The sequence below is a fragment of the Microbacterium shaanxiense genome (assembly GCF_054779995.1).
In genome coordinates, this window is record NZ_BAAGXE010000003.1 from 761,462 (window position 1) to 786,749 (window position 25,288).

At 67.5% G+C, this 25,288-nt stretch carries 29 protein-coding genes; 12 read left to right on the forward strand and 17 right to left on the reverse strand.

Annotated features, from left to right (window positions below; all coding sequences use genetic code 11):
• Position 1: 1 nt before the first annotated feature.
• The 12 genes from ACYVG2_RS13290 to idi form a co-directional block, all read right to left on the reverse strand.
• Complete coding sequence (locus ACYVG2_RS13290; protein ID WP_460781425.1) at positions 2-1,474, reverse strand: MATE family efflux transporter; 1,473 nt, start codon at positions 1,472-1,474, stop codon at positions 2-4.
• A 139-nt stretch (positions 1,475-1,613) separates the two neighbouring features.
• Complete coding sequence (locus ACYVG2_RS13295) at positions 1,614-2,009, reverse strand: hypothetical protein (protein ID WP_460781426.1); 396 nt, start codon at positions 2,007-2,009, stop codon at positions 1,614-1,616.
• A gap of 139 nt (positions 2,010-2,148) precedes the next feature.
• On the reverse strand, positions 2,149-3,408 hold the full coding sequence (locus tag ACYVG2_RS13300; RefSeq protein ID WP_460781427.1) for a ferrochelatase: 1,260 nt from the start codon (positions 3,406-3,408) through the stop codon (positions 2,149-2,151).
• Positions 3,405-3,884 carry a pyrimidine dimer DNA glycosylase/endonuclease V gene (locus ACYVG2_RS13305; protein WP_460781428.1) on the reverse strand — a complete coding sequence of 160 codons (480 nt, stop codon included), beginning with the start codon at positions 3,882-3,884 and terminating at the stop codon, positions 3,405-3,407. The genes ACYVG2_RS13300 and ACYVG2_RS13305 overlap by 4 nt, the downstream gene beginning before the upstream one ends.
• Positions 3,881-5,368: an SDR family oxidoreductase gene (locus ACYVG2_RS13310; RefSeq protein ID WP_460781429.1), complete on the reverse strand. Its 1,488-nt coding sequence runs from the start codon at positions 5,366-5,368 to the stop codon at positions 3,881-3,883. The genes ACYVG2_RS13305 and ACYVG2_RS13310 overlap by 4 nt, the downstream gene beginning before the upstream one ends.
• Positions 5,365-6,255, reverse strand: a complete 891-nt coding sequence (locus tag ACYVG2_RS13315; protein ID WP_460781430.1) for a prenyltransferase — start codon at positions 6,253-6,255, stop codon at positions 5,365-5,367. The genes ACYVG2_RS13310 and ACYVG2_RS13315 overlap by 4 nt, the downstream gene beginning before the upstream one ends.
• Positions 6,248-6,607, reverse strand: coding sequence for a lycopene cyclase domain-containing protein (locus ACYVG2_RS13320; RefSeq protein WP_460781431.1), 360 nt, complete (start codon positions 6,605-6,607; stop codon positions 6,248-6,250). Before ACYVG2_RS13320 ends, ACYVG2_RS13315 begins: the two co-directional genes overlap by 8 nt.
• Positions 6,604-6,933 (reverse strand): lycopene cyclase domain-containing protein, encoded by a 330-nt coding sequence (locus tag ACYVG2_RS13325; RefSeq protein WP_460781432.1) that lies wholly within the window; start codon positions 6,931-6,933, stop codon positions 6,604-6,606. Before ACYVG2_RS13325 ends, ACYVG2_RS13320 begins: the two co-directional genes overlap by 4 nt.
• Complete coding sequence (crtI, locus tag ACYVG2_RS13330; protein ID WP_460781433.1) at positions 6,930-8,489, reverse strand: phytoene desaturase family protein; 1,560 nt, start codon at positions 8,487-8,489, stop codon at positions 6,930-6,932. Before crtI ends, ACYVG2_RS13325 begins: the two co-directional genes overlap by 4 nt.
• Positions 8,486-9,367, reverse strand: a complete 882-nt coding sequence (locus ACYVG2_RS13335) for a phytoene/squalene synthase family protein (RefSeq protein ID WP_460781434.1) — start codon at positions 9,365-9,367, stop codon at positions 8,486-8,488. Before ACYVG2_RS13335 ends, crtI begins: the two co-directional genes overlap by 4 nt.
• Positions 9,364-10,422, reverse strand: a complete 1,059-nt coding sequence (locus ACYVG2_RS13340; protein ID WP_460781435.1) for a polyprenyl synthetase family protein — start codon at positions 10,420-10,422, stop codon at positions 9,364-9,366. The genes ACYVG2_RS13335 and ACYVG2_RS13340 overlap by 4 nt, the downstream gene beginning before the upstream one ends.
• Complete coding sequence (idi, locus tag ACYVG2_RS13345; RefSeq protein ID WP_460781436.1) at positions 10,415-10,984, reverse strand: isopentenyl-diphosphate Delta-isomerase; 570 nt, start codon at positions 10,982-10,984, stop codon at positions 10,415-10,417. The genes ACYVG2_RS13340 and idi overlap by 8 nt, the downstream gene beginning before the upstream one ends.
• 66 nt (positions 10,985-11,050) lie before the next feature.
• Between idi and ACYVG2_RS13350 the strand changes: the two genes are divergently transcribed.
• From ACYVG2_RS13350 to ACYVG2_RS13360, 3 genes are read left to right on the forward strand one after another with little or no spacing between them, the layout of a single operon-like run.
• Positions 11,051-11,599 carry a MarR family winged helix-turn-helix transcriptional regulator gene (locus ACYVG2_RS13350; RefSeq protein ID WP_460781437.1) on the forward strand — a complete coding sequence of 183 codons (549 nt, stop codon included), beginning with the start codon at positions 11,051-11,053 and terminating at the stop codon, positions 11,597-11,599.
• 45 nt (positions 11,600-11,644) lie between these two features.
• Positions 11,645-12,451 carry an alpha/beta fold hydrolase gene (locus tag ACYVG2_RS13355; protein WP_460781438.1) on the forward strand — a complete coding sequence of 269 codons (807 nt, stop codon included), beginning with the start codon at positions 11,645-11,647 and terminating at the stop codon, positions 12,449-12,451.
• Between the two features lie 52 nt (positions 12,452-12,503).
• On the forward strand, positions 12,504-13,553 hold the full coding sequence (locus tag ACYVG2_RS13360) for an NAD(P)-dependent alcohol dehydrogenase (RefSeq protein WP_460781439.1): 1,050 nt from the start codon (positions 12,504-12,506) through the stop codon (positions 13,551-13,553).
• A gap of 28 nt (positions 13,554-13,581) precedes the next feature.
• On the opposite strand, the gene ACYVG2_RS13365 is transcribed toward ACYVG2_RS13360, so the two are convergent.
• A complete protein-coding gene (locus ACYVG2_RS13365; protein ID WP_460781440.1) occupies positions 13,582-14,076 on the reverse strand; it encodes a hypothetical protein in 495 nt (164 codons plus the stop codon).
• A 186-nt stretch (positions 14,077-14,262) separates the two neighbouring features.
• Here ACYVG2_RS13365 and ACYVG2_RS13370 point away from each other — a divergent pair, with 186 nt between their 5' ends.
• From ACYVG2_RS13370 to ACYVG2_RS13390, 5 genes are read left to right on the forward strand one after another with little or no spacing between them, the layout of a single operon-like run.
• Entirely contained in the window at positions 14,263-15,267 is a 1,005-nt protein-coding gene (locus ACYVG2_RS13370; protein WP_460781441.1) for a LacI family DNA-binding transcriptional regulator, read from the forward strand.
• Between the two features lie 23 nt (positions 15,268-15,290).
• Complete coding sequence (locus ACYVG2_RS13375; protein WP_460781442.1) at positions 15,291-16,559, forward strand: extracellular solute-binding protein; 1,269 nt, start codon at positions 15,291-15,293, stop codon at positions 16,557-16,559.
• Between the two features lie 4 nt (positions 16,560-16,563).
• Positions 16,564-17,460, forward strand: a complete 897-nt coding sequence (locus ACYVG2_RS13380; protein WP_460781443.1) for a carbohydrate ABC transporter permease — start codon at positions 16,564-16,566, stop codon at positions 17,458-17,460.
• The gene (locus ACYVG2_RS13385) at positions 17,457-18,299 is read left to right on the forward strand and encodes a carbohydrate ABC transporter permease (protein ID WP_206475548.1); all 843 of its coding nucleotides are present in this window, start codon (positions 17,457-17,459) and stop codon (positions 18,297-18,299) included. The genes ACYVG2_RS13380 and ACYVG2_RS13385 overlap by 4 nt, the downstream gene beginning before the upstream one ends.
• 15 nt (positions 18,300-18,314) lie before the next feature.
• Positions 18,315-19,289, forward strand: coding sequence for a glycoside hydrolase family 130 protein (locus tag ACYVG2_RS13390; RefSeq protein WP_460781444.1), 975 nt, complete (start codon positions 18,315-18,317; stop codon positions 19,287-19,289).
• A gap of 20 nt (positions 19,290-19,309) precedes the next feature.
• On the opposite strand, the gene ACYVG2_RS13395 is transcribed toward ACYVG2_RS13390, so the two are convergent.
• Together ACYVG2_RS13395 and ACYVG2_RS13400 are read right to left on the reverse strand one after the other, a co-directional pair.
• A complete protein-coding gene (locus ACYVG2_RS13395; protein ID WP_460781445.1) occupies positions 19,310-20,461 on the reverse strand; it encodes a sensor histidine kinase in 1,152 nt (383 codons plus the stop codon).
• A complete protein-coding gene (locus ACYVG2_RS13400; protein WP_460781446.1) occupies positions 20,458-21,159 on the reverse strand; it encodes a response regulator transcription factor in 702 nt (233 codons plus the stop codon). Before ACYVG2_RS13400 ends, ACYVG2_RS13395 begins: the two co-directional genes overlap by 4 nt.
• A gap of 141 nt (positions 21,160-21,300) precedes the next feature.
• Between ACYVG2_RS13400 and ACYVG2_RS13405 the strand changes: the two genes are divergently transcribed.
• The gene (locus tag ACYVG2_RS13405; RefSeq protein WP_460781447.1) at positions 21,301-21,768 is read left to right on the forward strand and encodes a DM13 domain-containing protein; all 468 of its coding nucleotides are present in this window, start codon (positions 21,301-21,303) and stop codon (positions 21,766-21,768) included.
• Positions 21,765-22,220: a DoxX family membrane protein gene (locus ACYVG2_RS13410; RefSeq protein ID WP_460781448.1), complete on the forward strand. Its 456-nt coding sequence runs from the start codon at positions 21,765-21,767 to the stop codon at positions 22,218-22,220. The genes ACYVG2_RS13405 and ACYVG2_RS13410 overlap by 4 nt, the downstream gene beginning before the upstream one ends.
• Positions 22,221-22,235: 15 nt before the next feature.
• Here the strand turns inward: ACYVG2_RS13410 and msrA are convergent, their stop codons facing one another.
• The gene (msrA, locus tag ACYVG2_RS13415) at positions 22,236-22,781 is read right to left on the reverse strand and encodes a peptide-methionine (S)-S-oxide reductase MsrA (RefSeq protein ID WP_460781449.1); all 546 of its coding nucleotides are present in this window, start codon (positions 22,779-22,781) and stop codon (positions 22,236-22,238) included.
• A 142-nt stretch (positions 22,782-22,923) separates the two neighbouring features.
• Here msrA and ACYVG2_RS13420 point away from each other — a divergent pair, with 142 nt between their 5' ends.
• Both ACYVG2_RS13420 and ACYVG2_RS13425 read left to right on the forward strand, forming a co-directional pair.
• On the forward strand, positions 22,924-23,841 hold the full coding sequence (locus tag ACYVG2_RS13420) for a DUF808 domain-containing protein (protein ID WP_460781450.1): 918 nt from the start codon (positions 22,924-22,926) through the stop codon (positions 23,839-23,841).
• Positions 23,842-23,904: 63 nt separating this feature from the next.
• Positions 23,905-24,564, forward strand: a complete 660-nt coding sequence (locus tag ACYVG2_RS13425; RefSeq protein WP_460781451.1) for a VOC family protein — start codon at positions 23,905-23,907, stop codon at positions 24,562-24,564.
• A 31-nt stretch (positions 24,565-24,595) separates the two neighbouring features.
• On the opposite strand, the gene ACYVG2_RS13430 is transcribed toward ACYVG2_RS13425, so the two are convergent.
• The gene (locus tag ACYVG2_RS13430; protein ID WP_460781452.1) at positions 24,596-25,183 is read right to left on the reverse strand and encodes a protein-L-isoaspartate O-methyltransferase family protein; all 588 of its coding nucleotides are present in this window, start codon (positions 25,181-25,183) and stop codon (positions 24,596-24,598) included.
• Positions 25,184-25,288 lie beyond the last annotated feature (105 nt).

Genomic DNA, 25,288 nt, shown 5'->3' on the forward strand with positions numbered 1-25,288 from the left:
GCTAGCGGCGCAGCAGCTTCTTCCATCGTCGCTGCACGATGACGGGCACGGGCTGGGTGACGACGGCATCCACCGTCAGTGAGCTGTTGTCGGGTCCGACGAGCGCGATCGGCGTGGTGAGCGTCGGCTCGAGGGGGTCGACGGGCATCTTCGCCAGTGCGCGGTGCGCCTTCACGTAGGCGGGGATGAGGATCAGGACCGCGCCGACCCAGGCGAGCGGGTTGCTCGCCGCGACTCCGCCGAACCCGAGCAGCGCACCGAGCAGGACAGCGGCCCCGACCCGCATGAACAGTTCGACGACGCCGGTGATCGTCGGGATCATCGCCTGACCGAGCCCCTGCAGGGCGCCGCGCAGGACGAAAAGCACGCCCAGCAGCGCGTACGAAGAACCGTTGATGATGAGCATGAGATGGGCGAGCTCGACCACCTCATCGGATCCCTCGCCGACGAACAGACGCACGAGGTGTGTTCCGAACGCGATCAGGACGACGCCGAGGATGACAGAGGCGATGATCGCCATCCAGGTCGCCTGCTTCACTCCGGCACGGATGCGGTCGGGCCGTCGTCCGCCGAAGTTCTGCGCCACGTACATCGACACGGCGAGGCCCAGCGAGGCGAGCAGCGCGGTCGCGAGACTGTCGACACGGCTCGCCGTCGTGTACGCCGCGACCGCTTCCGCCCCGAGCATGTTCAGCGCCACCTGCACGACCAGCGTGCCGATCGCGATGATCGACGCCTGGAAGCCCATCGGCAGGCCGAGTCGCAGGTGATCGACGATGTCGTCGCGGGTGACCTTCCAGTCCGCGCGCCGCACGTGCAGCATCGGCATCCGTCGCCTGACGAATTCGAGACACAGCAGCACTGACACCGCCTGCGAGACGACGGTCGCCAGCGCGGCCCCCGCGACGCCCCAGCCGACCGGGCCGACGAGCACGATGACGAGCACGACGTTCAGCGCGCACGCGATCGTGAGGAAAACCAGCGGCGTCTTGGAATCGCCGATCGCACGGATGATCGCGGACAGGTAGTTGAAGAACATCGTCGCGCCACCGCCGAGGAAGCTCACCTGCGTGAACAGCGTGGCCTCGGCGAGCAGCTCGGGAGGCGTCTGCATGAGCACCAGCACCGGCTCGGCGAGCAGCGGCCCGCCGATCGTGATGAGGATGCTGGCCGCCGCCGACAGCAGGGTGCCTGTGGCGACGGAACGCCGTACCGCCGCATCGTCCTTCGCGCCGTAGGCCTGCGCTGTGGGGATCGCGAAACCGCTCGTCATGCCCCACGCGAAGCCGAGCAGCAGGAACAGCAGACTTCCGGTCGCCCCGACGGCGGCGAGCGAGTTCACGCCGAGCTCCCGTCCGACCACGATCGTGTCGACGACCTGGTAGAGCTGCTGCACGACATTGCCGATGAGCAGAGGGACGGAGAACGACAGGATGACACGCCAGGGGCGGCCCGTGGTGAGGGAGGTGGCCATGCGGAGGAGAACTTCCGGAACGCGGGGAGGATGGGGGATCGGATGCCGGGAACGACGAAGCGACCAGTTTATCGAATCGATTCGGCAACGGAAGACCTTCGCGAAGGAATGCGCCGACGGGGCAGCACCTCGACCGCGACTACCGCTGAACGAGAACCGTGCCGAGGCCTGCGCCGCCGAGGCCCTCCGGTCGACGCGGGCGCGCAGGAGAGGCGGGAGCCGTCGCGGCGCCGATCGGCTCCGGACGTTCGGGCCGGGCCGGGCGCCTGTTCAGCACGACCTGCACGAGCCCGCCGATCACGAGCGCTGCGACCAGCGCGCCGCCGGCGGCGGCAGTCGGAATCCACTGACCCGAGAATCCCGCGGCGATGCTGAGCATCATGCCACCGATCCACACGGCGGTGGCTCCGCCGCACAGGCCCACCGCTCCACGAGCGAGGGCGACGCCGGCCACGATCGCGCAGATCACCGCGATGCCCGCACCGGTGAGTCCGACAGGCAGGAAGAACGCTGCCAGCTCACGTAACGCACTCATTGACGACATAATGTCCAAACCCCCCGGTTCAGCCTCCGTGTATCCAAAGATACGGAGCTTCCGCGGCGTCCGCATCCATCTCGAGGATGATGTTACTCAATCGGTCATCTGGCGTCACCCGTTGATACATCGTGCGGTGTCAGGGCTGCAGACCCGCGATCGCCGGCGAGAATCCGAGGCGCTTGTTCGCGCAGCATCCGGGGCGGCACACATCGAACCACGGGCCCAGCGCGGTCGCGTTCGCCCGCTGTCCGACCGGCCGTCCGACGATGCGCTCCTGCACGAGATCGACGAGCGCACCGACGAACGCCTGGTGCGTGCCCGGCGTCGCGGTTCGGAGGCTCCACAGGCCCAGACGCTCCGCGGTCTCGGTCGCCTCGGTGTCGAGATCCCAGATGACCTCCATGTGATCGCTCACGAACCCGAGCGGCACGATCAGCACGGCGCTGCGGTGCTCGAGCGCCTCGAGCGCCTCGTTGATGTCGGGCTCGAGCCACGGCTGCGAAGGCGGGCCCGACCGCGACTGGTAGACGAGCTGCCACGAGACGCCCGGTGCCGCGGCGGCCATGACCTCTTCGGCGACGGCCAGATGCTGCGCGGCGTAGCCTCCGCCGTCGACGTCGGTGAACAGGCCCGCACCCGACAACTCGGCGTCCTGGGTGGGGATGCTGTGCGTGGAGAACAGCACCTCGACGCTCGACGCGTCATGCCCGGACTGCGCCGCGGCCGCGATGCCGTCGCGCACACCCTCGATGAACGGCTGGATGAAACCGGGGTGCGAGAAGAACTGCCTGACCTTGTCGATCTGGATGACCCCCTGCGTACCGCTCGCCTCGAGCGCGTCGGCCCAGTCCTCGCGGTACTGCCGGCACGACGAGTACGACGAGTACGCGCTGGTCGGGATCGCGATCATCCGGCGGATGCCGTCGTTCGCGGCGTTCTCGAGCGCCTCATCCAGGTACGGCGCCCAGTTGCGGTTGCCCCAGTAGACCGGCAGATCCAGGCCGGCATCCGCGAGGGCGGACTTCAGCGCCTGGCGCAGAAGCCGGTTCTGGTCGTTGATCGGGCTCACGCCGCCGAACCGGCGGTAGTGGTGGGCGACCTCTTCCAGGCGCTCATCGGGGATGCCGCGACCACGCGTCACGTTGCGGAGGAAAGGCAGCACGTCGTCCTGACCCTCCGGGCCGCCGAAACCCGAAAGCAGGATCGCGTCGTACGCGACGGGTTCGACGACGTGCTCCGGCCCGGACTGCGCCGCCGGTGAGGCGGAGGGCACCTTCGCACCCTGCTCGAGATGCACTCCCGACGCCTTCGGAGGCTTGAGCTCACGACGGTCGGATGCTGCGGGCTCACCCGCCCCGGCGGAACGATCGTACTGCTGCTCTGGTTCGGTGCTCATGTTCCTGCCTCCTGTTGACCTGTGATGCTGCGAGCGGGGTCGGGCGACGCGACCTTCTCCCACTCGGCGATCGGACCGCTGACGACCGTGAAGCCCGGATGCGGGTCGGGGATCAGCACCCCGCGCCACCGCTCCCACACCGACGGACTGCGGCGTTCGAGCTTCGCCAGCAGGTGCGTCCATTCGTAGGCGAGCTGGCCGTCGTTCACCGGCATCGCCCTGCCGTACCCGGTCGCGCGGATCTTGTCCCTGGCGAAGCGGTACCCGCGAGCATCCGCCTCATCGACGATCGCGCTGAGATAGTCGCCGATCGCCGTACGCGGCTCGTCGGTCTCCTGGAACCTTTTCAGCTGCGGATGCCGGGAGTAGCCTCTGCCCGGTTCGGAGATCACGGCCTGGGCGAGCAGACCCTCGCGCCAGCACGCCGTGAGCGCCTGGCGGTCGAAGTACTTGGGATGCACCGACCAGAGCCTCACGCCGCCTCCGCCTGCGTGCTCTCGCCCTGGGCGCGCTCGGCCGACCGTAGGATGCTCTGCGCCATGCCGTTGAAGATCACACCGTGGAAGGGCAGCAGCATCGCCCAGTACAACCGCCCGGTGAGCCCCTTCGGGAAGTACACCGCGCGCTGCCGGTAGAGGGTTTCGGCGCCCGCCGGCTCGACACCGAGCTCGAGCCACCCTCGCCCCGGCATCCGCATCTCCGCTCGAAGGCGCAGCGTGCGCCCGTGCTCGACCGCCTCGACCCGCCAGACGTCGATCACATCGCCGGTGTGCAACCGCGTCGGGTGCCGGCGGCCGCGTCGCATGCCGACGCCGCCGACGAGCCGATCGATCCAGCCGCGCGCGGCCCACGCCAGCGGGAACGAGTACCAGCCCTTCTCGCCACCGATCGACTCGATGACGTCCCAGACGGCCGCAGTGGAGGCGCTCGTTCGCCTCTCACGGAGGTCGGTGAAGACGGTGTGCCCTGCCCAGTCCGGGTCGCTCGGGAGAGGGTCGCTCGGCGCGCCGGGCACCGTGGCGCTCTGCCAGCTCGTCTCGACCTGGCCCTCCTCCTCGCGCTTCAACGCCAGCCGCACGGCCATCCGGTACGGCAGCAGCCCGCCCTCCGGCGGTTCGATGTGCTCGTCGATGTCGTGCTCGCTCATGACGCAGTCGTTCTGCAGCGAGGCGATGATCGGCACCGCGATCGATCGCGGAACCGGGCTCACCAGGCTCACCCACTGCGAGGCGAGCCATGGCGTGAGCACCGGGAGCGCGGCGATCCCGCGCTGGGGAAGTCCCGCCTCGACCGCGTACCCGTTCATCATCTGGCCGTAGCGGAGGATGTCCGGTCCGCCGATGTCGAACGTGCGATTGAGCCCGTCCGGCAGCGACACCGCGCGCACCAGGTAGCGCAGCACGTCGCGGATGGCGATGGGCTGCACATGATTGCGCACCCAGCGGGGCGCGGGCATGTACGGCAGCACCTCGGTGAGGTGGCGGATCATCTCGAAGGACGCCGACCCGGAACCGATCACGATGCCGGCCTGGAAGACGATGGCAGGCACCTCGCCGTCGAGGAAGGTCTGGCCGACCGCGGCCCGCGAGGAGAGATGCTTCGACAGTTGCGCGCCGTCGGGGTGCAGGCCGCCGAGGTAGACGATCCTGCTCACCTTCGCAGCCGCGGCGACCTCGGCGAACTGCTCTGCGTCGCGCTTCTCGGCATCCACGAAATCCCGGCCGGCGCTCATCGAGTGCACGAGGTAGAACGCCGTGTCCACGCCGTTCAGCGCGCGGCGGGTGGCCACGGCATCCGAGAAGTCGCCCTTGAAGACCGTGACCTGCTGCCGCCACGGCACGTCGCGCAGCTTCCACGGCGAGCGCACGTACACGCTCACCTCGTGCCCTGCGGCGAGGAGCTGGGGAACGAGGCGACCGCCGATGTAGCCGGTCGCGCCGGTGACGAGCACTCTGGTCATGCGAACAGTCCTCTCGTCGTGCAGAGAATGAGCAGCAGGGTGATCGCGAACCCCACGGCGTAGTTGATGAACAGGAAGCGCCGCCACGCGCGGTTGACGTCGCCGGAGTGCGCGTCGTCCACGCGGAGGTACGGCGCCGCGCTGAGCAGGTACGGCAGTGCGGCGAGCGCCGCGAGGTTCGCCGGCCACGGCACGAGGAGCATGAGTGCACCGGCGACGGCCCACAGCGCGAACGCGAACCAGACGGTCCTCGATGCGCCGAGCACCGTCGCGATCGACCCGATGCCGGCCTCGCGATCGGGGACGATGTCCTGCACGGCGCCGAACGCGTGGCTCGCCATCCCCCAGCAGAAGAACGCGGCCATGGTCACGACGATCGGGGCGGTGACATCCGTGCCGGCGAGCGCCATGGCGTACAGGGCGGGCGTCACGAAGTGCGTGCTGGAGGTGATCGAGTCGAGGAACGGGATCTCCTTGAACCGCAGGCCGCGCACCGAGTAGGCGACGACCGCGAACAGGCTCACCGCGAGCACCGCCCACGACATCGGCCGATGCGCACCGAGGATCAGCAGTGCGATCACGAAGGGCGCGGCGAGCAGACCGGAGGCGAGCAGCGTGACGCGGTGCAGCCGAGGCGGCAGCTTCGCCCCTTCCGCTCCGCCCTTGCGGGGATTGGCGAGGTCGGACTCGTAGTCGAAGACGTCGTTGATGCCGTACATCGCGAGGTTGTACGGCACGAGGAAGAACAGGGTGCCGACCACGAGGCCGACATCGACGCGCCCGGTCGTGAGCAGGTAGACCGCGGCGAACGGGTACGCCGTGTTGATCCAGCTCAGCGGGCGGGAGGCGGTGAGCAGCGTGCGGCTCGTCGAGACGATCTCAGACATCGCGGCTCTCCTCTCTGCGGCCGGTACGAGTCCGGCGGGTGCCGCCCTCGCCCCCGAGCATCTGCCACGTACCGCTGAGCAGCAGAGCGCCGGCGATCGGGTAGAGCAGATCCTCGATCGGTATCAGCCCGAGGCGCACGCCGGAGATGTGCGCGACGCCGTAGTCGAAGAAGCCGGCCGCCATCATCACGTTGTCGAAGATGACGGTGAGGACGACGAGGGATGCCGTGGCCACCGCCCACGCCGACAGGTAGCCGGCGAACGATCCGTACCGCCGCGCGTGCACAGCGCCGAAGACGAACACCAGCAGGGCGACGGCGACGAACGGCAGCGACATGAGCAGGTAGGTCATCGGCTCCCCCTCGCGTTCCGGTCCCGCAGGTGCCGCCACCCGCTGAGCAGCACCAGCGTGAGGTAGCAGAGGAAGACGAGGAACAGCAGCTCCTCGATCGGGAACTGCGGGGCGAGCAGGATGCCGGTGGCCCACCGCGAGTCGACGTGACGGAACACACCAAGACCGATGCCGACCGCATCCCAGACGATGAAGAACGCCAGTCCGGCGAGCAGCACGACCGCTGAGCGCGCCGGTGTGCGTGCGAAGACGAGCCGGAAACGCACATCGAGCAGGACGAGGCACGCGAGGCTCAGCAGCAGCGACGCCGCGTAGACGAGATTCACGGTTCCTCCAGCGGGCCCGGGGAATGCTCGCCACTGACGTGCTTGAGCACGAGTTCGGCGCTGATGAGGCACATGGGCAGTCCGACGCCGGGCACCGACGTCGCGCCCGTGTAGAACAGGCCGTCGACTCTGCGCGACCGCGTCACTCCGCGGAAGAAGGCGCTCTGGGCGAGGGTGTGCGCGGGGCCGAGGGCGCTGCCGCGGAAGGTGTTGAACTCCGCCTCGAAGTCGGCCGGTCCGAATGTGCGCTGCACGACGATCCTCGACTCCAGGTCGGAGATGCCCGCCCATGCGCCGATCTGAGCGATCGCACGGTCGGCGACCAGGCGGACGACGTCATCGCCTGAGCCGTCCACGCCGCCGCGCCCGATCTCGGTGTCGGCCGGGAGCGGCACGAGCACGAACAGGTTCTCGTGCCCCTCGGGTGCCACGTCGTCATCGGTGGCGCTCGGTTTGCACACGTACAGCGACGGCGCTTCGGGGATGCGGGTCGGCGAGCCGAAGATCGCGTCGAAGTTGTCGTGCCAGTCGTTCGAGAAGAACAGCGTGTGGTGACGCAGTTGCGGCAGGGCGCCTCGCACGCCGAGCATGACGAGGACGGCGCTGGGGCCGGAGACCTGCGCGTCCCAGCGCTTCTGCGGATACGAGCGGTCGGCGGGTTCGAGAAGCACGGTCTCGGTGTGGTGCTCATCGATCGCCGAGACGACGACGTCGGCGTACAGCCGGTGGGCCTCGCCGTTGCGGGTGAACTCGACCGACCGCACCGCACCGTTCGCACTGGAGATCGCCCGCACATCGCTGTCGGCGAGGAGCTCGACGCCGTTCTCGCGTGCGATGTCGACGAGTGAGGCGACGAACGCGCGGAATCCTCCCCGCGGGTACTTCACTCCGTCGACGAGGTCCATATGGCTCATGAGGTGATACAGCGCCGGAGCGGCGAACGGTGACGTGCCGAGGAACACGGCCGGGTACGCGAGGATCTGCCGCAACCGCAGGTCCTGGAAGCGGCGAGCGGCGAACGACCACAGCGACCGGAACAGCAACGGCAGCACGGCGGGCGCGGCAGTCACCACAGCTCGCGAGGTGAAGTCGCGCCAGGACGAGAACGGGTTGTAGAGGAACGAGCGCACCGCCGCGCGGTACGTCTTCGTCGCGGATGCGAGATACGCGCTGATCCGCCCGCCCGCTCCGCTCTCGCGGCTCTCGAAGAGAGCGGCGACGGCCTGCTCCCCCGCCGGAACGTCGATGGGTGCCTCCGGTTCCGCCCCCGTCGGTTCGCCGTAGATGCGGTACCCCGGTTGCAGCGGCACGAGGTCGAGTTGCTCCGCGGTGCTGGTGCCCATCATCCGGTAGAAGTGCTCGAACACCTCCGGCATGAGGTACCACGAAGGCCCGGTGTCGAACGTGAAGCCGTCCTTCTCCCAGACACCGGCGCGACCGCCGAACGCACCGTTCTTCTCGAGGACGGTCACCTCGTGCCCGTCGCGAGCGAGCAGGCACGCGGTGGCCAGGCCGCTGACGCCGCCACCGACGACGACGACCCTCTTGCCGCTCACTGACGCGCCTTCATCGCCAGGGCGCGCACCAGGATCCTGGCTTTGACAGGGTCGGGCACCCTGACTCTGGTGGTCATCAGCACGGACGCGGGTGTCGATTCGAGGCGGTCGGTGAGCTCGCCGAACATCGCCCTCGCGGCCCAGACCGCAGGGCGGCACGCCGGGTCGAGGAGCGGGATGGCTTCGTCTGCCACGCGGAGATCTTCGCGGATCGACGTGACGGCCTCGGACTTGGATGCCTCGGTGAGCGCCGGTGCAGGGCTCGTCGAAGCCTCGGCCGGGAGATACGTGCGCCCGAGGTCGTCGTGATCGCCGGCGAAGTCGCGAAGGAAGTTGACCTTCTGGAACGCCGCTCCGAGGCGGCGCGCGCCCTCTTGGAGCTGTTCGCGCTCGCTGGCGCCGCGGACGGCCCCGGCCTCGAAGATCGCGAGGCACATGAGTCCGACGACCTCGGCGGATCCGTGGATGTACTCGTCGAGCTCGGCGTCGTTGAACACGGTCGCATCGAGGTCTCTGCGCATCGACGCGAAGAACGGCTCGCACAGGTCCATGCCGATCCCGTGCGCACGGGCGGTCGCGGCGAAGGCATGCACGACGAGGTTCGTGCTGAACCCCAGTCTCAGTGCTCGCGCCGTCTCGGCCTCCAGGTCGTCCAGCATCTCCGCGCGGTTCTCGCGGTCGACGCCAGCGGCCTCGGCGGGACCGTCGACCAGTTCGTCGGCGATGCGCACGAGTGCGTAGATGCGGGCGATGTGGTCGCGCATCGATCCGGAGAGGAGTCGGCTCGCCCACCCGAACGACGTCGAGTAGCGGCGGATGACGACGCGGGCGCTGGCGTCAGCGGTCGCGGTGTAGAGGGCGAGGTCGGTCGACTTCATGACGTGCGCGTGCCGCAGGTCGAGACAAGGTCGATCAGCTGCTCGACCATCGGCGCGGGCAGGTGCGACTCCCGGATGAGTGCGTGCACGTCCGTGCAGCGTTCGGAGATGAGCGACTCGACGAACAACAGGGCGCCCGACTCCTCGATGACGCGCCGAAGGCTCTCCCCCTCCGAGGCGCTCATCTCCTCGTCGCCGAAGTACGGCTCGACGGTGGCCCAGGCCGGGTCCGAGCGCGCATACGACACGAGGAGGGTCTCCTTTCCCTCGCGCAGGTCGCCGAGAGCGGACTTGCCGGTCTCGCGTTCGTCGCCGAACACCCCGAGGACATCGTCTCTGAGCTGGTAGATCACGCCGATGCGACGAGCGATCAGCGTCAGCTCCTCGATGAGGCTCGACGGCGCGCCGGCGAGCACCGCAGCGAGGGTGAGCGGGGCCTGGAACGAGTAGGCGGCGGTCTTCTGATCGACCATGGCCAGCACATCGTCGGCCGTCGCCGATTCGAGATGCAGGCTGAGCCACACGTCGTGGTGCTCGCCCGCTGCGCTCTCGAAGACGGTGTCGTCGAAGATGTCGAGCAGGGCCTGCCGGCGCGACTCGTCCACGTCGAGCCTGGCGAGCACGGAATGCGCGAGCGTGAGCATGAGATCACCGGCGAGCAGGGAGGATGCTTCTCCCCACGCGTGCGCCTCTCGCCTCGGCGCGCCGCGCAGCAGTGCCTCGGATGCGAATCGACCCGTGATGTTCATCTCGCCGCGGCGGACGAGGTCACGATCGATCACGTCGTCATGGATCACGAGCGCGACGTGCAGCAGTTCGATCGCGCAGGCGGCGTCGACGGCCGCGCGTTCATCCGTGCCCCCGAGGGCCGCGTACGCGTCCAGCAGCAGTCGCGGCCGCACCTTCTTGCCGCCCGACGCCAGTCGCTCGAGGGCATCCCACAACTGCTCGTACGTCGCGGAGAACGCTCGAGACCGTTCCCTCCTGAGGGCGAGGATCTCGGTGAGTCTCGCGTCGAACACGGCGACGGCGCCATCGACGGCTGGGTCACGCATGCTCACCCTCCTCTGAGGGCGAGCCGGCGCCATGCTCGTTCCCGCCGGGAAGGTGCGGAAGCACCTGCGGGAGGTGCTCCACGAGCCAGGGGCTGAACGCCCACGGGACCGCGCCGGCAGCGACTGCCAGTTCGGACGCCGTGGTCCAGCGCGCTTCGGCGACCTCGTCGGGATTCGGAGACAGTGCGGACGCGGCGGTGGCGATGAAGACCGGGCAGTACTCGTTCTCCTGGATGCCGGACGCATCGCGGGCGACGTAGCTGAACTCCGGTGCGACGCACTCGATCGCATCGACCGCGAGGCCGAGCTCGAAGGCCGCGCGGCGTCGCACGGCATCCTCGAGGCTCTCGTCCGGTGCCGGATGACCGCAGAACGAGTTCGTCCACACACCCGGCCAGGTCTGCTTCGTCAGGGCCCGCCTCGTGACGAGAAGGCGACCATCGCCGTCGATGACATGGCACGAGAACGCCAGGTGTCGAGGAGTCGCAGGTCCATGCGTCGTCGCCTTGCTGCGCGTGCCGACCGGAGTGCCCGCGTCGTCGACCAGAACGACCATCTCCATCGCACGCACCTCATTTCGTTAGCTAAGCGAGAGTTCAACTTATCATAAGAACTGTATGCTGAGACAGTGCCAGATCCGAAGCGCGACGTCTACGATGACGCCGGCATGCGCTACTTCTCCCGCGACTCGGACCTTGTCGACCGTTCGGATCTCACCGAAGCCGACATCGACCAGTGCGTGAGGGTCATGGAGGCGCTGCGTGGTTGGCAGGAGGCGGCCCGCACGCTCTCCGAGGCGTCGAAGAAGTACATGAAGCTCAACGAGAGCGACATGCGCGCGATCCGCATGATCGTCCGGGCGCAGCAGCAGGGGCGCGTGGTCACCCCGAAGGACATCGCCCGCGAGGTCGGCATCTCCAGCGCATCCACGACGAAGCTGGTCGATCGGCTCGTCGCCGGTGGTCACCTCGTTCGCGCGCAGCATCCGAGTGACCGCCGAACGGTCTGCATCGAGGTCACGGAACCCACGCGGATCTCGGCGCACGAGACCATCGGGCGCCAGCACGCACGTCGATTCGCCGCAGCCGCCGCAATGCCTCCCGGCGACCGCGAAGCGGTGATCCGCTTCCTCACGGCGCTCACCGAGGCCGACGAGCCGCAGGGCGAGCTCGCCTGACGCGCCGCCGAGCCCCGGCGGAGGCTCGGGTGCCATGATGGAGGAGTGGCTGCCCCTCTCGCTGAACTGACCCGGATGCCGAATCCACAGCTCGTGTACGCCGCTGACGGCACGCGGCTCGCGACCTACACCTGGGGCGACGTCGACGCCCCTGTCGTCGTCATCGTGCACGGCTTCGCCTCGAACGCACGCGACAACTGGGTGCTCACCGGGTGGGTGCGCGATCTCACCGGCGCCGGCTATCGCGTGCTGGCGATCGATCAGCGCGGCCACGGGGCCAGTGACAAGCCCCACGAAGCGTCGGCGTACGCGATCCGCACGCTGGCCACCGATGTGGAGACGGTCATGGACGTCTACCTCGTCGAGGAGGCGGTCTACGTCGGATACTCGCTCGGCGCCAGAGTGGGCTGGGAGGTCGTGCGCGATCTTCCGCAGCGGATCACCAGGGCCGTGCTCGGCGGCGTGCCGGACGGCATCCCGCTCGAGCGTCTCGACATCGATCAGGTGCGTGCGTACGTCGATCGCGGTGAGCCGGTGCAGGACCAGACGACCAGGAACTACATCGCGCTGACCGAACGCGTCGCAGGCAACGACCTGAACTCGCTCCTGGCGCTGGCGGAGGGGATGCGCCTCACGCGGACGGTCGACCCCGATCCGTCCAACGCACCCACCAGCCCCATCCTGTTCGCGACGGGGTCGAAGGATGCGATCATCGAGGGCTCGCGTGCGCTGGCGGATGCCGCGCCGCAGGGCCGGTTCTTCGAGATACCGGATCGGAATCACTTCAACGCGCCGGGCTCGCGTGCGTTCAAGGATGCGGCGCTGGAGTTCCTCGGCGAAGCCGCGGACTGACCTCGAAGCCGCGCAGTCGCCACCGTTTCGGCATCCGGTCTACGCTCGGATCATGACCACTGTGATCCCCGCCATCGTCGCGCCCTCCGCCACAGAGCCGCTCTTCCTCGGCACGATCGAACGTCGCGACGTCGGCGCGAAGGACGTGCGCATCGACATCCGCTGGGCCGGCATCTGCCACTCCGACATCCACACGGTGCAGGGCGACTGGGGGGCACAGCAGTACCCGCTGACAGTCGGCCACGAGATCGTCGGCACCGTGGCCGAGGTGGGCTCCGAGGTGACGAAGTTCGCGGTCGGCGACCGCGTCGGCGTCGGATGCCTCGTGAACTCCTGCGGTGAGTGCGAGAACTGTGCGTCCGGCAACGAGCAGCACTGCGTGAAGGGCGCGATCGGCACGTACGCCGCGACCGACGTCGACGGCACGATCACGCAGGGCGGCTATTCCACCGGCGTCGTCGTCACCGAGGACTTCGTGCTGCGCGTGCCCGAGGCGATCCCCTACGAGAAGGCCGCTCCCCTGCTGTGCGCGGGCATCACCACGTACTCGCCGCTGCGGCACTGGAACGCCGGCCCCGGAAAGCGGGTCGCCGTCGTCGGCCTCGGCGGGCTCGGCCACATGGCAGTCAAGATCGCGCACGCCATGGGCGCCGAGGTCACCGTGCTGTCGCGCTCGCTGAGCAAGAAGGACGACGCGCTGGCACTCGGCGCCGACCACTACTTCGCCACCGAGGATCGGGAGACGTTCCGTTCGCTGCGCTCGAGCTTCGACCTGATCATCAACTCCGTGTCCGCGGCGATCGACATCAACTCCTACCTGAACCTGCTGGCCATGAACGGCACACTCGTCAACGTGGGCGCACCGGCAGAGCCGATGGCCGTCAACGCCGGCACGCTGATCGGCGGGCGACGCTCGTTCGCCGGATCGAACATCGGCGGCATCGGGGAGACCCAGGAGATGCTCGACTTCTGCGCCGAGCACGGCATCGCACCCGACATCGAGATCACGTCGGCCGACCAGGTCAATGAGGCCTGGGCACGCGTTCTGTCATCCGATGTGCGCTACCGGTTCGTGATCGACATCGAGACGCTGAAGGGCTGACGCGGCTGCGGCCGCGTTCGCCGCACGGTCACTGCGCAGGAAGGCAGCCGCCGTCCATGATGTATCCGCCGACCTCGACGGACACCGCCGCCGCAGTGACGACGCCGAACACGCAACCGCCCTCCGGTCCGTCGACGCCGAACAGGACGTCGCCGTGATCCTCGCGCACCTGTGGAAGCTCGAGTCCGGCAGCTGCGATCGCCTGTGTGACGGCGTCGACACTGACGCCGCCCGACGCCCGAAGCTCCTCGAGGACCTGACGAAGCGGTGCGGCGAGCGCCTCGGCCGCCGCGGCCGCCTCCGCTGACATCTCCATCCGATCGCGATGTCGTTCGTTCTGCACCATCGCCTGATCTGGATCGTACGGTGCGCACTCCGCGGGTAGCTCGGCACCTTCCACCTGAGGGCACGCGACGGTCGGTGCGGGAGTTGATGCCTGGCCGGGTGCGAACGGCTGCGGGGCGCAGCCGGTGAGCAGGATGGCCACGGCGATCACACCCCACGCGCGTGAAGTTCGTGTCATTTCATCCGTTCGTCGTGCTGCAAGTGTCGCCGGTGGGCCGGCTCTCGTCCAGCATGAACCATCGGCGGTGCGATCTGCCGTGCCCAGCATCCCGTTGACACATGCCGTCAAACCGGTTTACACTTTCGTCAAACCGGTTCACGCGAGTTTATTCGGGTGCTCCGACGACAGCTAAGAGGAGGTGGCATGACTCGCACGACGATCGCAGACGTGGCCCGCGAGGCCGGGGTCACGAAAGCCACCGTGTCGCACGCTCTCAGCGGGAATCGGCCGATCTCGACCGAGACGCGCGACAGGGTGCTCGCGGCGGCGGAGCGCCTCAACTGGGTGCCGAGCCAGAGTGCTCGCGCGCTGGCGACCCGGCGGGCCAATGCGATCGCCGTCGTCCTGGCGCGTGACCCTGAAGTCATAGCCAACGACTCGTTCTTCCCCGCATTCATCGCCGGTGTGGAATCGGTGCTCGCCCCGACAGAGACGGCACTGATCCTCCAGGTCGTTCCCGACCGCGCGGCGGAGGAACGCGCGTATCGCGCACTCAGCCGCGGCCGGGCAGACGGGGCGCTCCTGCTCGACCTGCGCACCGACGATTGGCGCGTCTCGCTCCTCGGCGAGCTGAACCTGCCGACCGTGCTGGTCGGCGCGTACGATCGGCCGACCAGGTTCTCCTGCGTGCGCACCGACGATGCCGCGCCGATTCGGGCGATCGTCGACAAGCTCCGCGCCGACGGACATGAACGCATCGCCCACGTCTCCGGACCGCTCGACTACGTGCATTCGAAGGCGCGCGCAGACGCTTACACAGACGCGATGGGCGGCGGCGATCTGCTTCGCGAGGGCGACTTCACCGCTGCGAGCGGCCGCAGGCTCACCGCCGAGCTGCTCGCCCTGCCGAATCGGCCATCCGCGATTCTCTATGCGAACGACACCATGGCGATCGCCGGGCTGTCCTATGCCCGCTCGCAGGGACTCTCGATCCCGCGTGATCTCGCGATCTCCGGATTCGACGACGACCACCTGTCCGCCCACCTCTCGCCGGCGTTGACCAGCGTGTCGTCCGACCCCGCCGCTCGCGGCCGCGCGGCCGCCCGCCTTCTGCGGGAAGACATCCTCGGCGCCGAGCCTCGCACCGAGATCGTCGACTGCAACGTCGTCCATTTCCGAGAGAGCACCGAGCCCGCATCACCCGCATAACCCGAAGTGTCAAGGAGGACACCATGAAGAAGACACGCGCAGCAGCAGTCATCGCCGCCGTCGCACTCGTCGCGACCGGATGTTCGTCCGGCGGCGGCGGAGGTGGCGAGGGCGGCGCCGAGGGCACGGGCCCCATCGACATCTGGCTGTCGAACAACGAGCAGGAGGTCGCCTGGGGCACAGCCGTGGTCGAGGCCTGGAACGCCGAGCATCCCGACGAGAAGGTGACGGCGCAGGAGATCCCGGCCGGATCGTCCTCGGAAGAGGCGATCACGGCAGCGATCACCGCCGGCACCGCCCCTTGCCTCGTGTACAACGTCGCTCCGGCCGCCGTCTCCGGCTGGGTCAAGCAGGGCGGACTGGTCGATCTCAGCTCCATCGAAGGCGGCAGCGACTACATCAGTGAGCGGGGCGGAGACGTCGAGGCATACTCGAGCGACGGAAGTTTCCATCAACTGCCGTGGAAGTCGAATCCCGTCATGGTGATGTACAACAAGGCGCTGTTCGAGGCAGCGGGCATCGACCCTGAGGACCCGCAGATGGAATCCCACGATGCGTTCCTGGAGAAGTCTCGAGCGATCGTCGACTCCGGCGTGCAGAGCGCCATCTGGCCTGCACCGACGAGCGAGTTCTTCCAGCCGTGGTTCGACTTCTACCCGCTCTATCTCGCCGAGACCGACGGGACGATGCTCGTCGAAGACGGCACGTCCACTTTCGATTCGGATGAGGGACGAGCCGTCGCCGAGTTCTGGGCGACGTTCTACGAGGAGAAGCTGTCCCCCAACGAGGCGTCGACCGACGACGCGATGTCGGCCGGGACCACTGCCATGCAGCTCGCTGGCCCATGGGCGATCCCGTCCTACGCGGAGACCGTCGACGTGGGCTTCATGCCGGTGCCGACCAGCGACGGGCGCGAGAATCCGGTGACCTTCGCCGACTCCAAGAGCGTCTCGATGTTCACCGCGTGCGAGAACCAGGCCACTGCATGGGAGTTCCTCAAGTTCTCGACCAGCGAGGAAAGCGACGGGCAGCTGCTCGAACTCACCGGACAGATGCCGATGCGCACCGACCTCACGGACACCTATGCCGACTACTTCGAGGCGAACCCGAACTACGTGGCGTTCGCCGAGCAGGCGGAGTCGACCGCCGACGTGCCCAGCATCCCGAACTCGGTGGAGGCGTGGCAGGCGTTCCGCGACGAGTACTCGGCAGCCGTGATCTTCGGCAAGAACTCGATCGACGACTTCCTGAAGAACGCAGCAGCGAAGATCGACGACCTCGTCGCCGAGTGACCTCATGACCGACAACCGGCGGCTGCGCGCCCGATGGCTGGGCGCGCAGCCGATCGGCGGCCTCTTCGCGCTGCCGTACTTCGTGTTCGTGATCGCGATCTTCGCGTACCCGCTCGCCTTCGCGGTCTACATCGCCTTCCACGACTACTTCTTCACCGCCCCCGGCGCCGAGGTCGACCGCCCGTTCGTCGGCTTCGACAACTTCGTCACCGTGCTGACCGACCCGCGTGTGCTCGGATCGTTCCGGAACACGCTGATCTTCCTGGTCATCAACGTCCCTCTGACCGCCGTGCTCTCGCTCGTACTCGCGGCGGCGCTGAACACCGGCATCCGCTGGGTGGGCGCGTATCGCGTCGCGTTCTACGTCCCTTATCTGACGGCGAGCGTGTCCCTTGTCGGCGTATGGATGCTGCTGTTCTCCGGCAACGGGCTGATCAACACGATCCTCGGCCCGCTCGCACCCGATCCGTCCTGGCTCGTGAACGGTGCGCTGGCGATGCCGATGATCGCGCTGTACGTGACCTGGAAGCAGTTGGGCTTCTACATCCTGCTGTATCTGGCGGCGCTGCAGAACGTGCCGAAGGAGCTATACGAATCGGCTGAGACCGACGGCGCCGGAGCGTTCAAACGCTTCCTGCACGTGACGGTTCCCGGTGTGCGAAGCGCGACCACGCTCGTGCTGATCCTGTCGATCATCACCGGCGCGAACCTGTTCACCGAGCCGTACCTGCTGACCAACGGTGGCGGCCCCGACGGCGCTTCCTCCACGCCAGTGCTGCTCATCTACCAGCTCGGGATCCAGCAGCAGAACCCGGACACGGCGGCTGCGATCGGCATGATCCTCGTGATCCTTGTCGGGATGCTGTCGCTGGCAGCCAACCGTGCCACGAAGGAGAGATGATGAAGCGCACACGCAAGGCGCCCCGCATCCTGAGCATCATCCTGCTCACGATCGCAGCAATCGCCTTCGCCTTCCCGTTCTACTTCATGCTGGTCGGCGCGTTCCAGACGAACCCGACCAATGCGCCGGACGAGCTGTTCCCGACCGGCGGCTGGACAGTGGACAACTTCGTCGCGATCGACTCGCGGATCGATCTCGCCGGATCGCTCCTCAACTCGCTGATCTTCACCGCGGGCGTGCTGCTGGGCACGGTGGTGTTCGGGCTGCTGGCCGGCTACGCCATCGCGCGCCTCGACTTCCGCGGCCGAGGAGTGATCTGGGTGCTGATGCTGCTCGTGCAGATGGTGCCGTTCCAGCTCCTGATGATCCCGCTCTACGTCCAGATCACCCGCAACTACGGACTGGGTGACTCGCACCTCGGAATGATCCTGCCGTTCCTCATCAACACGACGGCGGTGTTCATCTTCGTGCAGTTCTTCAAGGCGCTGCCGGTGGAGATTTTCGAAGCGGCGCGGATCGACGGTGCAGGCGAGATCCGACTACTGACATCGGTGGCGATCCCGCTCATCCGTCCCGTACTCGTGACAGTGATCCTCGTCACCTTCATAGGCCCGTGGAACGAATTCCTCTGGCCGTTCCTCATCACGAAGGACGCCTCGCTCCAACCACTCGCGGTGTCGCTCGCGAACTACATCTCCAACGTCGCGCAGTCCACTGCGAACCCGAACGGCGCGATCCTCGCCGGCGCCACGGCACTCGCGTTCCCCGTCGTGATCCTGTTCATCGTCTTCCAGCGGTTCTTCAAAGCCACCGACCTCGGAGCAGCCGTCAAAGGCTGACCAGAAAGGGAATCCATGTTCACCGGAGCCTCCTTCCCCCTCGGCCCGTTCACCCCGTACGAGGGCAACCCGATCCTGCGTCCGCGCGGTGACAGCTGGGAATCGGCCAACCTCTACAACCCGGCCGCGCTCGTCGACGGCGACGAGGTCGTGCTGCTCTACCGCGCGCACGCCGACGACATCGTGTCGCACATCGGCATGGCCCGATCCGCCGACGGCGTGAACTTCACTCGCGAGGATGCGCCGATCCTCTCCCCTTCCGAGGACTACGAGCGCTTCGGATGCGAAGACCCGCGCATCGCGTTCATCGATGGCACCTATTACCTCACCTACACCGGCTGGGATCGTCACAGCGCTCAGCTGTGTCTCGCCACCTCATCGGACCTGCGCACCTGGACCAAGCACGGGCCTCTGTTCGAGGACTTCGACACGTTCAAGACAATGGACCCGCGCGGGTTCAACTGGTCGAAGGCCGGGGTGATCGTGCCGGTGAAGATGCACGGCAAGTGGTGGATGTACTTCGGCGAGGGCGCGATCTACTGGGCGACCAGTGACGACCTGATCCGCTGGACGCCCGGCACCGCCGACACCGACCCGATGTACTCCCCGACGCCGGGCACCTGGGATGAGGCGCTGGTCGAGATCGGCACCTCACCTGTGCTGGCCGACAACGGCCTGCTCGTCTTCCTCACCAACGGCGCGACGCGAACGGTCAACGACGACGGCTCGGTCGACGTCGACTACCGCTGCGGCCAGATCGCGATCGACCCCGATGAGCCCACGAAGGTAATCGCCCGGCTCCAAGAACCATGGCTGCGCCCTCAGACTTTCGAGGACACGAACGGTCTCGTCTCGAACGTGACGTTCGTCGAAGGTCTCGTGAAGTTCAAGGATCGCTGGTTCGCATACTACGGCCAGTCGGACACCACCCTGGCCGTCGCCATTCACGACCCTGCCCAGCCTTGGGGACGCTCGCTGCGCGCGGAGTGATTCCGTCTCGGACCCATGCGTCAGTCGTTCCCTTGGCCTACGGGGAGGAGCACGTTGATGCGGAACCCCTCGTCGGCGTGTTCCGCATAGACCTCGCCGCCATGTGCCCGTGCGAAGCCGCGCGCGATCGCGAGACCGAGGCCGGCTCCCGCCGCGAGTGGGTCCTCCGGATCGGTGGCGCGCGCGGCATCCGCTCGCCATCCTACCTCGAACATGCGGTCGAGGTCACTCGTGGCGACGCCGCTGCCGTGATCGAGCACGCCGAGCACGAGTCTCCGGCCTGGAAGCTCGGTGGCTGAGATGAGCACCTCCGAGCCTTCCGGGGCATGGCGAATCGCGTTTCCGAGCAGGTTGACGACGATCCGGTGCAGCTTGTGCGGATCGACCCACAGCACGTGGCCTGCGATCCCCGCCTGGGCGATCTGCAGTGATCGGCGCTCCGCCATCGGGCGGACATCGGCGACAGCATCTGAGACGACGTCGAGCAGGTCCACCTGCTCGGTCTTCAGTCGTACGGCGCCAGAGGTGATCTTCGACAGCTCGAACAGGTCGTCGACCATGCGGCTCATGGTGTGCGCCTGCCCACGCACCTGCCGTGCGACCTGCACGGAGTCGGCCGCGACCCCGAGCTCGAGGCTCTCGGCGAGCGCGTGGACTGCGGTGAGCGGTGTGCGCAGATCGTGCGAGATCCACGCGAAGAAGCGCCGCCGGTCGGAGTCGAGCTGCTCCAGCTCCGCGCGCGCGGAGGCGAGCCGTTCCGAAACCTCGGCCAGCTCGGTCGACAGCGCATCGAACTCGCTCCATCCGCGACCGGATGCCGGAACCACCTCTCCGTCGCCGACCTCGTGAACCGAGCGGGTGAGGTCGGCGAGCGACGCGCGTGCCGCACGCGACGCAACCGTGGCGACTGCAAGCCCGAACAGCAGTGAGATGCCAACCACCCATACGAGCACCGTGAAGTCGTGCGGGGAGATGTACATCTGGAACGCGATGGCGAGAACGGCGATCGCTACGGTGACCACACCGGACCCGGCCACGATGATGAGCCGGATCAGCATGGTCGGCCTCGGGATCACACGCAGCAGAAGCGCCGACAGCAGCACGACGACGAGTGCGGCGGCCAGAGAGGTGAGGGCGATCACGGCGATGTCGCCGACTCCGATCGACATCATGAGACGCCGCCTCCCCGTGGAGAGAACCGATATCCGGCACCCCACTCGGTGACGAGGTGTCTGGGATCCGTCGGGTCGGCCTCGATCTTCTCCCGCAGGCGGCGTACATGCACTGTGACCGTGGCTGTCTCGCCGACGCTCCAGCCCCACGCCTCGCGGAGGATCTCGTTGCGAGTGAGCACTCGATCAGCGTGACCCATCAGATAGAGCATCAGCTCGTACTCGCGAGCAGTCAGCGCGACATCGCGTCCTCGCACGCGCACCCTTCGCTGAGCCGTGTCGATCTCGAAGTCGCCCGCGCTGAGCAGGCGAGCGGATGCCACGGCATCCCTGCTCCGTCGCACAAGCGCCGCGATCCGCAGTTGCAGCTCGCGCAACGCGAATGGCTTGGAAAGGTAGTCGTCGGCTCCGCTCTCCAACCCGTCGATACGATCTTCGACGTCACCGAGCGCCGTCAGCATCAGGATCGGCACCGTCGAGGTCGCCCGCGTTCTGCGGCACACCTCATCGCCGCTCAGCCCGGGCAGCATGCGGTCGAGGATCACGGCGTCGGGCTCGAGCTCGACGATCGCCCCGTACCCGGCGACGCCGTCGGCACGGGCGTGCACGTCATAGCCATTCGCGCTCAGGTAGTCGACGATCGTCCGTCGCACGTCGGCATCGTCCTCGACGACCACGAGGCGGGGCGGGGCATCCATGCGGTCGAGACTAACCCCGGGAGGCGTCGCCGCGAGCAGTTCTTACAGTGCCGAAAGGACTCCCCTGCGCCGTCCCGCCCGTGCGTAGCGTCTGTGCACAGGTCGCGGCGAACAGCGCCGCTCACGAAAGGAACAGAACTCATGCGCAAGATGATGCTGACCGGTGCCGTGCTCGTCGCCCTGTCGATCTCACTGGTGGGGTGCACCCAGCCCGACGCCTCGGAGCAGATGCCGGAGTCGTCGATGACGGAGTCGACCTCCATGCCGGACGACGCGATGTCCGAGAGCCGGGACGAGATGGTCGACGTCTCGCTCAGTGGCACCTTCGAGGGCTTGAACGACAAGACGGTCGCCGGCACGGTCACGATCGACGGCGACCAGCTGACGCTGACCGGCTTCTCGTCGGACGAGGGTCCCGACCTTCACATCTATCTCACGAACGGCACGGATGCCGCAGCAGTCGAGGGCGGCATGCGGATCGACGCCGTGGCCTGGGATCAGGAGTCTCAGACCTTCACGCTGGACGGAGTGGATGCCGCGCAGTACACAGACGTCGTGATCAACTGCGACAAGGCCAAGGCGGTCTTCGGAGCCGCCGCGATCTCATGACGCGACCTCCTTCGACCCTTGCCGCATCGCTGGTCAGCGATGCGGCAAGGGTGGCGGTCGGCGCGCTATGGATCCTGGAGGCCGTCGTGAAGTACAGCGCAGGCTTCGGGGCGGCTGACATCCTTCTCGTGGTCGGCAGTACCGACACGAGCAGTCGCGCGCCGTTCTATCTCGAGCCGCTGCGCGCTCTGATGCACGCGGCGCCGTGGTTGTTCGGTGTAGGAATCCCGCTGCTCGAACTGCTCCTCGGCATCCTTCTCATCGCCGGCCTGTTCACGCGCGTGGTCGCGTTCGTGTCGATCGCGACACTCATGCTCTATTGGTCGTCGGATCAGCTGATCGCGCAGTACCCGCTGATGGTCGGCTTCTCCGCGATGGTGCTGCTCCTACCCATGGGCGTGTTGTCCGTCGACGGGTGGCGAGCGCGCCGGAAGGCGCCCGCCACCTCCTGATCAGGAGGCTGCGGTTCAGGCGTTCGCGGCTTCCTCGCGCTTCGGCAGCACCCATCCCGCGCGCGGGAAGTGGCAGGTGTAGCCGTTCGGGTAGGTGATCAGGTAGTCCTGGTGCTCGGGCTCTGCCTCCCAGAACGGGCCGGCGGGCTCGATCGTGGTGACCGCCTTGGCCGGCCACAGGCCCGAGGCGTCGACGTCGGCGATCGTGTCGCGGGCGACCTGCTCCTGCTCGGGGCTCAGCGGGAAGATCGCCGAGCGGTAGCTCGTACCGATGTCGTTGCCCTGACGGTTCAGCGTCGAGGGGTCGTGGATCTGGAAGAAGAACGCCAGGATGTCCCGGTACGTCGTCTTCGTGGGGTCGAACACGACCTCGAGCGCTTCAGCGTGACCGGGGTGGTTGCGGTAGGTCGCGTTGGCGTTCTCGCCGCCGGTGTAGCCGACGCGCGTGTCGAGGACGCCGGGCTGGCGGCGGACCAGATCCTCCATCCCCCAGAAGCATCCGCCGGCGAGGACGGCCGTCTCGGTTCCGGGTGTGCGGGTGATGGTTCCGTTGTCGGTCATTGTCTGCTCCTCTGTCAGGGATAGCAACAGTCTCGCCCCTGACGGCATTCCGCACGACATCGAGGTCGCTCTCCGCCGGCCCGCGGCATCCGATTTCACGACGTGCCAGTAATGTTGCTCTCCTGAACATCTAGGGGGACGCATGTCGGTAGGTCTGCTCGCCGTCGTCGACGACATCCTGAGCGCGGCGATGAAGGCATCCGCCAAAGCCGCGGGCGTCGTGATCGACGACGCCGCCGTGACACCGCAGTACGTGCAGGGCATCTCACCGGCACGCGAGCTGCCGGTCGTCGCGAAGATCACGCTCGGCTCGCTCGCGAACAAGTTCGTGATCATCATCCCGATCGCGCTGCTGCTGACCGCGTTCGCTCCGTGGGTGCTGCCGTTCCTCCTCATCATCGGCGGCACGTACCTCTGCTTCGAAGGCGCCGAGAAGGTGCTGGAGTGGTTCGGCTTCCACCACGGTCATGCCGATGAGGGCGCGCGCAATGAGAACAAGCTCGTCTGGGGTGCGATCCGCACCGACCTCATCCTGTCGACCGAGATCATGCTCATCTCGCTGTCCAATCTCGACGCCGGACTCGGCATCTGGATGACGCTCGCCATCCTCGCCGTGATCGCGCTGATGATGACCGTCATCGTCTACGGAGCGGTCGCGCTGCTCGTCAAGATCGACGACATCGGCCTGAAGATGGCGAAGAATCCCTCCCGCCGCGTGCGGCACACCGGCACGCGGATCGTGCGCTCGATGCCGGCGGTGTTCCGCGTCATCAGCGTCATCGGCACCGTCGCCATGCTGTGGGTCGGCGGCCACCTGCTGCTCGCGAACCTCGGCGAGGTCGGCCTGGTGTTCTTCAGTGACATGCTGCACGGCATCCACGACGTGCTCGCGCCCGCCGGTGCAGTGATCGCCTGGATCGGCGAGACGTTCGTCTCAGCCGTGGCCGGGCTCGCCGTGGGACTCGTGGTCGTCGGGATCGTACTTCTGATCGGACGGATGCTGGGCAAGGAGCCGAGCTTCCACGAGGGCGAGGAATCACCCGCGACTGTGGCCGCGTAGGGCGCGACCTCGAGGTCAGCGGAGGGCTTTTCCGGCGGCGGGTGCGGGCGTAGCCTCGACGGCATGGACAGCTTCGAGCGGCTCCTCCCGAAAGAGTTCCATGCTCTCGACGGCGTCGAGGACTGGCGAGTGCTCTTCTGGGGCGCGCATGCGTTCTACCGGACGTCGTCATTCGCCGAGGCCGCGGAGTTCGTCGGCGCGATCTCTGTCGCCGCCACGAACGTCGGCCACGAGCCGGACGTCGACGTGCGTCCAGAAGGCGTGGTGATCAGGTCGTGCTCGCGCACCGACGGCGCGTTGAGCCGCAAGGATGCCGACCTTGCGGTCGCCGTCAGTGCCGCAGCACGCTCGATGGGATTGGTCTCGGATCCCAGCATGCTCATGGTGGTCGGCATCGCGGTGGCGCAGGATGCCGGAGTCGACACCCGCCCGTTCTGGGAGGCGGCCTTCGGCTACATACGAGTCGGAGATGAGGACCTGGTCGATCCGCTCCGGCGAGGACCGCATCTCTGGTTCCATGAGCTCACGCCGGCGCGACCGGGGCGTGGGCGCACGCACATCGATGTCTCAGTACCGGCGGATCAGGCGGAGCGGCGTGTACAGGCAGCGATCGCTGCGGGCGGACGCATCGCTGCCGACGAGCCCGCGCCCGAGTCGTGGACGATCGCGTCGCCGGACAACCATGGTGTCGACGTCGCAGGATGGGCGGACCTGGAGGGATGATGCGCCGGCGTCTCTCGTGCCAGTCATCGCCTCAGACGAGAGGGACGAAGCTGTAGATCCCGGCATCCTCTCGCCTGTGCGGGATGCCGTCACGCATGTCGACGACCGTCATCAGCCCTGCGATCGGCACGACGAGGCGTCCGCCCTCGGCGAGCTGGCTCTCCAACTGGGTCGGAACCGTGGCCGCCTGTGCGGAGACGAGGATGCGGTCGAACGGCGCGTCATCGGGGAGGCCGAGGACGCCGGGGATGGATCCTCTGATCTCGGCGCGTGCTCCTCGCTTCGCGAGTCGCTCATTTCCGTACTCGACCAACTGCGGGACCAGCTCGACGCCGATGACGCTGCCCCCATCGCCGGCCAGAGCGCTGAGAATGGCGGTGGTCCACCCCGAACCGCTTCCCACGTCGAGCACACGATCACCCGGTTGCACATCGAGAAGCGTCAGCATCCTCGCCACTGTCGACGGCTGCGAGTTCGTCGAGTTCCAGCCGATCATCACCGGATGGTCGGCGTCCGCCAGATGGCGCACGTCGTCGGGGAGGAAATCTGCGCGGGGGTTGGCCGCCATCGCGGCGCGCACACGGGATTCTGTAGCGGCGTCCACTCTGATTCCGGACATGATCCGACCGTACGCCGGAGGGTGGAGTCATGCCAGGTCGCGTCGTGACTTGAACCGCCCTGGGTTTCGTTCCGTTCCTTTATCGAGAGGATGGGAACATGCCCG

What these genes read in the sequence shown, in the direction of transcription:
- ACYVG2_RS13340 (WP_460781435.1), bottom strand. Translation starts at nt 10,422, where the DNA reads ATGCGTGACCCAGCCGTCGATGGCGCCGTCGCCGTGTTCGACGCGAGA.
- ACYVG2_RS13360 (WP_460781439.1), top strand. Translation starts at nt 12,504, where the DNA reads ATGACCACTGTGATCCCCGCCATCGTCGCGCCCTCCGCCACAGAGCCG.
- ACYVG2_RS13375 (WP_460781442.1), top strand. Translation starts at nt 15,291, where the DNA reads ATGAAGAAGACACGCGCAGCAGCAGTCATCGCCGCCGTCGCACTCGTC.
- ACYVG2_RS13395 (WP_460781445.1), bottom strand. Translation starts at nt 20,461, where the DNA reads ATGATGTCGATCGGAGTCGGCGACATCGCCGTGATCGCCCTCACCTCT.
- ACYVG2_RS13410 (WP_460781448.1), top strand. Translation starts at nt 21,765, where the DNA reads ATGACGCGACCTCCTTCGACCCTTGCCGCATCGCTGGTCAGCGATGCG.
- ACYVG2_RS13430 (WP_460781452.1), bottom strand. Translation starts at nt 25,183, where the DNA reads ATGTCCGGAATCAGAGTGGACGCCGCTACAGAATCCCGTGTGCGCGCC.
- msrA (WP_460781449.1), bottom strand. Translation starts at nt 22,781, where the DNA reads ATGACCGACAACGGAACCATCACCCGCACACCCGGAACCGAGACGGCC.
- ACYVG2_RS13400 (WP_460781446.1), bottom strand. Translation starts at nt 21,159, where the DNA reads ATGGATGCCCCGCCCCGCCTCGTGGTCGTCGAGGACGATGCCGACGTG.
- ACYVG2_RS13315 (WP_460781430.1), bottom strand. Translation starts at nt 6,255, where the DNA reads ATGTCTGAGATCGTCTCGACGAGCCGCACGCTGCTCACCGCCTCCCGC.
- ACYVG2_RS13295 (WP_460781426.1), bottom strand. Translation starts at nt 2,009, where the DNA reads ATGAGTGCGTTACGTGAGCTGGCAGCGTTCTTCCTGCCTGTCGGACTC.
- ACYVG2_RS13335 (WP_460781434.1), bottom strand. Translation starts at nt 9,367, where the DNA reads ATGAAGTCGACCGACCTCGCCCTCTACACCGCGACCGCTGACGCCAGC.
- ACYVG2_RS13310 (WP_460781429.1), bottom strand. Translation starts at nt 5,368, where the DNA reads ATGACCAGAGTGCTCGTCACCGGCGCGACCGGCTACATCGGCGGTCGC.
- ACYVG2_RS13390 (WP_460781444.1), top strand. Translation starts at nt 18,315, where the DNA reads ATGTTCACCGGAGCCTCCTTCCCCCTCGGCCCGTTCACCCCGTACGAG.
- ACYVG2_RS13300 (WP_460781427.1), bottom strand. Translation starts at nt 3,408, where the DNA reads ATGAGCACCGAACCAGAGCAGCAGTACGATCGTTCCGCCGGGGCGGGT.
- ACYVG2_RS13425 (WP_460781451.1), top strand. Translation starts at nt 23,905, where the DNA reads ATGGACAGCTTCGAGCGGCTCCTCCCGAAAGAGTTCCATGCTCTCGAC.
- ACYVG2_RS13370 (WP_460781441.1), top strand. Translation starts at nt 14,263, where the DNA reads ATGACTCGCACGACGATCGCAGACGTGGCCCGCGAGGCCGGGGTCACG.
- ACYVG2_RS13385 (WP_206475548.1), top strand. Translation starts at nt 17,457, where the DNA reads ATGATGAAGCGCACACGCAAGGCGCCCCGCATCCTGAGCATCATCCTG.
- ACYVG2_RS13380 (WP_460781443.1), top strand. Translation starts at nt 16,564, where the DNA reads ATGACCGACAACCGGCGGCTGCGCGCCCGATGGCTGGGCGCGCAGCCG.
- ACYVG2_RS13405 (WP_460781447.1), top strand. Translation starts at nt 21,301, where the DNA reads ATGCGCAAGATGATGCTGACCGGTGCCGTGCTCGTCGCCCTGTCGATC.
- idi (WP_460781436.1), bottom strand. Translation starts at nt 10,984, where the DNA reads ATGGAGATGGTCGTTCTGGTCGACGACGCGGGCACTCCGGTCGGCACG.
- ACYVG2_RS13420 (WP_460781450.1), top strand. Translation starts at nt 22,924, where the DNA reads ATGTCGGTAGGTCTGCTCGCCGTCGTCGACGACATCCTGAGCGCGGCG.
- ACYVG2_RS13320 (WP_460781431.1), bottom strand. Translation starts at nt 6,607, where the DNA reads ATGACCTACCTGCTCATGTCGCTGCCGTTCGTCGCCGTCGCCCTGCTG.
- ACYVG2_RS13290 (WP_460781425.1), bottom strand. Translation starts at nt 1,474, where the DNA reads ATGGCCACCTCCCTCACCACGGGCCGCCCCTGGCGTGTCATCCTGTCG.
- ACYVG2_RS13365 (WP_460781440.1), bottom strand. Translation starts at nt 14,076, where the DNA reads ATGACACGAACTTCACGCGCGTGGGGTGTGATCGCCGTGGCCATCCTG.